The sequence below is a fragment of the Psychrobacter immobilis genome (assembly GCF_904846185.1).
GTDB lineage: Bacteria > Pseudomonadota > Gammaproteobacteria > Pseudomonadales > Moraxellaceae > Psychrobacter > Psychrobacter immobilis_B.
Genome location: NZ_CAJGZQ010000045.1, coordinates 1 through 5,756 on the forward strand (window position 1 = coordinate 1; position 5,756 = coordinate 5,756).

A 5,756-nucleotide genomic window follows, 5' to 3' on the forward strand; every position below is an offset into this window, starting at 1 on the left:
TCATCTAAATACTTTGCCTGACTTACCCAATGAGACTTAACTGGCTTACCATCCCGCTCATCGAGAAATGTAAAATAACGCTTAAATAAAGAGGTTTCAGCATCAATAAGAACTTCGTACGCCGTTTGTCTTGTAACACCAAACGCTTCAGCATAGCGACTTGCGTGAATAGGTAAGGGAGTTACGGTATCTATGCCTGTGCCTGTTTCTCTCGCGTCTATAATCGCTAACTGCATAAGTCGAATTTCAGCAAGTGATAACTTTTGTAGAGCTGTATTTAATCTATGAGTTTTAACAACCTCATTCTTTGATTTTTTGCTGCTCATGTCTATAAACCCATATCTTATTAATGACACTAATTTATCATGTCTTTTAAGGGACGTAAACAAATAAAGACCCTTATTGACAGGTAAACGTCCGTTAATTGACAGGTAAACGTCCGTTAATTGACAGGTAAACGTCCGTTAATTGACAGGTAAACGTCCGTTAATGACCTCCACAGGCCAATGTTTTCAAAGCTTATAGCCGACTTAAAAGCTTTTAAAAGCATTAAAAACATTAAAAACATTTTTGGTTGTTGATAACTAAAAATAAAAAGCTGTTTTTTTACTACTTAGAAACAGGCTTATAATTACTTAAATTTGCACCAAGTCGAACTACCCCAAAACTTAGATTTAAAATCTTTTCTACATTTGGTTGTATCTACTTCTGCGTAGTAACCATCATCCGCTTGAATAACCTTGTTAAATAATTGAGCTCTCTCAAGCGCATTGTATTGAGACTGCCTTTGAGAAATTTCAGCCTTGCTAGGAATAAACAACCAAGCTGAACCAAACGTTAGCAGCATAATGCAAAGGCAGACAGTTCCAAGCATAGCCGTTATCTTCCAGCTAAGATTCTTGACTAAGTTATAGCTAAAGTCATTAGCCACATCATCAAGTCTCTCTTTGGTACTGTCGATAACAGCAGTCGTTGTGCTATCTACGCTCTCTTTCATCTTTCGGCTTTGAGTATCGTAGGTATCTTCATACATTTTGAAAAAGCCCTGTCTACTCTCAAATTCAGTTTTTGAGTTATGAGCAGCAGTATCAAGATCATCAATTTGCTTTTCAATCTTAACAGCAACCGTTGATAGTCTTTTGGTGGCTGTATCTATATGCGTAGTAAACCCTTGATCTATCAGTGCATGGTAAGATTTTTGGTTTTGCTGAAAAGCAGCATTGATATTATTTTTGAGTGCTACATTGGTGTTATCTATGATTAGCTGTTCTTTATCCTGATAAGTTTTTAATAGCCCAGTGAGCTGCTTTATCATTGCTGATATTTGCTGTACGTGCTCATTGTTGGTTTTACCCTGCTCCTGACTGTATGCTAGTAGCTCTTGCTGCTGTTCAATCAGTGCGTGAAGGGTGAGTACCAATTCTTCTATTTCAATCGACTGGGCGTTGTCGGTCATATTTAAAATCCTAGGGTCATGCCACGACTTCGATTGATATCATGGCTATGGTCATTAATGGCTACTGAGACGCTCTGTAGGCGCTCCTGCTGCGTTTCAGAGAGGTTTTGCTTATGCTCAGGTACCATAGCATCAAATACGCCCTTTAATGCCGCTGTATTGGCCTTTTGCGACAAACTGTGTCGCGAGTTTTTTACATTCTCTAAAGCAGATTGTGAATGTGAGATAAGATCATTGCCTAAACGCTCATACTGTAGCTCTGCAAGCGTTCTTTGGTGTTTGGTAGTACTAGGATCTTCTTGATAGCGTGTCAGCGCTTGCATGTGGCTATTTGTGGCTAGAATGGCGACAAGGTGCTTTCCAAACTCGCTATTTTGATCGATTTTCTGCAAGTGCGACTGATCAACACTAAGGGGCTGCTGTTCTAGCTGCTGATAGAAGTGCTTAAACTCCCCTGTCTCCATAGCAATCCTTTCGCGTATTTGCTCTCGGCGCTCTAGTTTCTCTTGTTCGGCCTGTTCCCGTTCTTTCCGTTCCGCTATTTCTAATTGCTGCTGTTGTAGGCGCTCTTGCTCGACCTGCTGTGCCTTCTCACGGTTAAGTCGTATCGCTTTTAGTCTATTTACCGTATTGTTGGCGCTTTCTATTCTCTCCTGAGTGACTTTTTTAGGCTTAAAGTTAGGCTTAGGCATGTCTGGGACAATGAATAGCTTGCTTTCGCGCAGGTCGGCGATGGTACGATCCGCTTTATCATTGGTTTTTTGGTTATTGGCTAGGTGTTTGTTCCAAACCAGCTCGTTAGATTGGATAATCTCACGGTTAAACTGACCTTTGGCGGTCGGTATTCCTTTACGCTCCATGTGGGTTGCGTCTTTCCCCATCTTGATTTGCGGCACGAGGTCAATACCTTGTGACTTATAGCTACGGCTGTCGATCAGGTTGTGGCCTTTTGCTTCTAATACCTTGTTGGCGCTGTGTTCCCACAGCTCACGCACGGCTTTCACTTCTACGCTCATGCGCGGCAAGCCCTTTTTTCTGCGGTCGTCGTCTGATATTTCGCTGTCGGCCTTATCTTTGGTGAGGTAGATTTTGCCGTCATCGTCGATGGTGGCCGTGCGCGTGGTCAATAAGATATGAGCATGGAAGTTAAGCGGACTGGCACCGCGCTCGATTTCCTTATCGGTTGGTACATGGATCGCACAATCTGCGATCACCTGATATCTATCGGCTAAGGTTCTGGCGAAGTCATGGGCTAAGTCTTTGCGATCTTGTTCGCTCAATTCATGCGGTAAGGCAACCAACCATTCACGAGCCACGCGACTATTTTTTCGGGTTTCATTACGTTCTGCCATGTTCCATAATTCGGCTCTGCTAATCTCACCATCAGCTAAGTTAGAGGGCAAAATAATATCGGCACTCAATACGCCACTGCGTTTTTCATAGTCATGTGTTTTCCCCTTTTCTTTGTCTTCATCAAGCAATTTATCACCAGCACGATAAGCAGCGGCCGCAATCGCACTTTGTCCTTTTGCTCTCGATATTGACTTGGTGCTTGCCATGTATATCGCCATAACGACTGCCTATTTTGAGGGTGGTTTTTTGGGGTTTGGGGTGTCCCCAACGTGTTTTGAGAATTGGGAGATATGAACCGTTAGGTGAATATATCACAGTTCTCGAAAACGCGCTCTTAGTCAGAGGGACGCAACCAAAAAACATTTTAGAGGTTTATATTGGTATTCATAGTATGATACCTTGTCTATAATTATGAACAAACCTTGCTACGGTTTGAAAAAAACCATTTAAAGCAAAAAATCTTAACGATTGTTAATTATTTTTTAAGGTAAGATAATGTCTCGTATACCATTGCTAGAGGTTGCATTTGAAATCCGTTTTCAACCTGAAAATAACTTAGCAACTAAACTACTCTTGGAAACTAATAACGAGTTCCCAAACTCCGTAAAAGTTGAAACTTCTGAAGGCTCCAAGATCCCTGAGGAAATAAAAGTTCAGCAAAACGATCTTTATTATGTTCCTTCTTATAAAGTAGTCTACAAAGATTTTAGCTTATTAGTGTCTGATGGTTCACTAGTGATCCTCAAAAACTATGTTACTGGTCAGTACCAAGGCTGGAAAGAATTTAAGCCCCTAGTCTTAAAAGTAATCAATATATTAGAAACTAAGAATAAAACATCAGAAATACAAAGGTATTCATTGAAATATACCAATTTATTTAATGAAGACTACCTATCTAGTGATGACTTGAGTTTCTCTGTTTCATTAGGAGAAAACGAATTTAATCTTGAAGATAACTTTGAATTAAGGACAGAATCTACGGATGGCATGTATACCACTATGTTAAGAGCCTCCTCACAAGTAGGAGTTCGTAATGTTTGTGATGTAGATGGCAAGGAAACACGATTGACAGGGTTCCTATTAATTATTGATTTAATAGCTAACGTAACTTCTTTTGATAGGCACGAAATAGAAGAAAATCTCGAAGGATTGCACACACGTGTTTATAAAGAATTCAAGAATGTTTACCCTGATAATAAAAGGAAACTATAACTATGTATCAAGTAAACACAGCATCTAGAAACTCTCCGACTTTGAGCGGGATTATAATGATGTCAGCATTAGCTGCAACCTCTACAGCGCATAGTCATAATAATTATTACAATCCTACTAAGTCCGATGAGCATATTATTATGAAAAAATCTGCTCAAACTTTTTCTTCCGTTACTGAAACTAAGTCAGATAACATAGACGTTATGCTAGTCAAAGTTTTCGATAGAATGAGTAAGAATACAAAAACATTAGATGATGACTTCGCTAGAATTTTGTCAGAAAACATACTTGATTTATTTTAAATTATTAGACAGGTAATAATTGTGAGTTCAGCTGACGATTTTTCGAGGATGTTCCCTTCATATTTAACAGATTCAACAAGAAAAGCCATAAGGATTGCACTTAAAAGCTTTTGGGAAAGTAATCGAGTCCTAAATGATCCATTCTCTTACAACAACAATGATTTTTTCCTCCAAGGGGACATACTAAAAAATGTTCCCTTTCCTACTTGGATGGGCGAAAGCTTTTTCACTGTACCTACTGCGAATTGTATTATATTAAGTAATACATGCGATATGGATGTTGGGAACACTAGAGTTAGTCCAATAGATTGTGTTCTAGCGCCCATATTTAGTATCGAAAAATATCAACAAAAACTTCGTGATAACCATCAAAGTGAAAAGAAAATTAACGATTTTTATGACAATTTAATCAGTTATCAGCTTTCTCACTTGTTCTATTTGCCAATAGATGAGGAATTTAACTACTCTCGTGAAGGTAAGGGGTACTTTGTAGCATTGGATAGAGCTTTTTCATTGCCTAGACATGTTCTAGATTTGAACCAACACATGAAATCTTTTAATCAGTTTGGCTCATATCTATTCACTTTCCAGCTATCAGTAAATTTATGTCGATTCCATGACAAGGTTGATCGAGATGCTGGGATCTGCTTTTAAAAAATACCCACCTTACTTGTATTCAAGATAATCTCTAATAGGTCGTTTTTTGAACTGTGATGCATCTTTTTTGAGACGATTTATCATTTCAAAGTCCCATGCAGTTTGATCTTGACCTGCGGCGCTGGTAGAGCTAACCATATGATTATAGTCTGCTATAAACTGCTTATTACGAGCGATACGCGCTAGTTGTTTATCACTCAACCCTTCAATCGTGAACATATCTGCTGTGTTCACATCTCTGACAGCTTCTTTTTTCGCATTTTTTGGCTGAGCCTTAGTTAATACCTTAAATTTAAAGCCTGCTATAGCCACGCCCTTTTTAACCTGTTCGTAGCTGACTTTTAGGTCTGATTTTTCATTTATTTCTTTCACTGCAAGATCTAAAACGCGCTTTTTAAAGTCGCTCATTGCCTTGTATTCATTGTCTTCAACACCTAACTGCCCTCTGAAAATGTCCAGATCAAAGCTTACCTTTTTTGCTTGCCTCCATTGGTTGAGTAGTTCGTATAACCTAACAGAGTACACACTCTTCATTGGTGCTACCTGCTCAAGCGCAAATCTTGTGAATAGGGTTTTAGCTTCTATAGCATCAATACGTGTAATCTCTTTAACCACAGCAGGTGTAAGCATTATTTCTATGATTGCTTCATCATCTAAATACTTTGCCTGACTTACCCAATGAGACTTAACTGGCTTACCATCCCGCTCATCGAGAAATGTAAAATAACGCTTAAATAAAGAGGTTTCAGCATCAATAAGAACTTCGTACGCCGTTT

Annotated in this window: 7 protein-coding genes; 3 read left to right on the top strand and 4 right to left on the bottom strand. The window is 39.1% G+C overall.

Annotated features, from left to right (window positions below; all coding sequences use genetic code 11):
* From JMW94_RS14415 to JMW94_RS14425, 3 genes are all read right to left on the bottom strand, one after another.
* Nucleotides 1-326 (bottom strand): RepB family plasmid replication initiator protein (locus JMW94_RS14415; protein WP_201604864.1); only part of this gene is annotated, 326 nt, incomplete at its 3' end.
* A gap of 305 nt (nt 327-631) precedes the next feature.
* On the bottom strand, nt 632-1,456 hold the full coding sequence (locus JMW94_RS14420) for a hypothetical protein (RefSeq protein ID WP_201604865.1): 825 nt from the start codon (nt 1,454-1,456) through the stop codon (nt 632-634).
* A gap of 2 nt (nt 1,457-1,458) precedes the next feature.
* Nucleotides 1,459-3,015: a MobA/MobL family protein gene (locus JMW94_RS14425; RefSeq protein ID WP_201604866.1), complete on the bottom strand. Its 1,557-nt coding sequence runs from the start codon at nt 3,013-3,015 to the stop codon at nt 1,459-1,461.
* 289 nt (nt 3,016-3,304) lie between these two features.
* Here JMW94_RS14425 and JMW94_RS14430 point away from each other — a divergent pair, with 289 nt between their 5' ends.
* Genes JMW94_RS14430 through JMW94_RS14440 form a run of 3 tightly spaced genes read left to right on the top strand, consistent with a single transcriptional unit; the run spans nt 3,305 to nt 4,977 of the window.
* Nucleotides 3,305-4,021 (top strand): TIGR04255 family protein, encoded by a 717-nt coding sequence (locus JMW94_RS14430; protein WP_201604867.1) that lies wholly within the window; start codon nt 3,305-3,307, stop codon nt 4,019-4,021.
* Nucleotides 4,022-4,023: 2 nt separating this feature from the next.
* The gene (locus JMW94_RS14435; RefSeq protein ID WP_201604868.1) at nt 4,024-4,323 is read left to right on the top strand and encodes a hypothetical protein; all 300 of its coding nucleotides are present in this window, start codon (nt 4,024-4,026) and stop codon (nt 4,321-4,323) included.
* 21 nt (nt 4,324-4,344) lie between these two features.
* The gene (locus JMW94_RS14440) at nt 4,345-4,977 is read left to right on the top strand and encodes a hypothetical protein (protein WP_201604869.1); all 633 of its coding nucleotides are present in this window, start codon (nt 4,345-4,347) and stop codon (nt 4,975-4,977) included.
* A gap of 12 nt (nt 4,978-4,989) precedes the next feature.
* Here the strand turns inward: JMW94_RS14440 and JMW94_RS14445 are convergent.
* Nucleotides 4,990-5,756: RepB family plasmid replication initiator protein (locus JMW94_RS14445; RefSeq protein WP_201604870.1), on the bottom strand; the 767-nt coding region annotated here is incomplete at its 5' end.